The sequence below is a fragment of the Bradyrhizobium sp. Mp27 genome (assembly GCF_029953005.1).
Lineage (GTDB): Bacteria > Pseudomonadota > Alphaproteobacteria > Rhizobiales > Xanthobacteraceae > Bradyrhizobium > Bradyrhizobium barranii.
Map to the genome: position 1 here is coordinate 1 of NZ_JASAUS010000697.1, position 348 is coordinate 348.

1 protein-coding gene is annotated in these 348 nt (G+C 62.4%); it reads right to left on the bottom strand.

Annotated features, from left to right (window positions below; translation table 11 throughout):
• Positions 1-348, bottom strand: a 348-nt coding sequence (locus tag QJT78_RS52375) for a hypothetical protein (RefSeq protein WP_281460970.1), incomplete at both ends; no start/stop codon positions are given.

Here is a 348-nt window from a genome sequence, read left to right on the forward strand (position 1 = left end):
CCCACTCGATCCGGACGGCACGCTGATCGCCGTTATCGAACTGAGCCTGTCGAGCTGGCTCGTCGCCGGCATTGTGCCTGGTGTCGAGCGCCAGCCATTGAAGAAGCTCGCGGTCGATGAGAGCGCATTGCTGAAATTGCTGCATCGATGGCGAGATGAAGCGGCGAAGGCTGGGCATCACATCAAACGCATCGCTGTCGCTTTCGAGGCCGGCCGTGACGGCTTCTGGCTGGCGCGCTGGCTCAGGGCACATGATATTGAGGTCCACGTCATTCACGCATCGAGCGTCGCGGTATCGCGCGAGCACCGGCGCGCCAAGACCGATCGGCTCGACACCAGCTTGCTCAA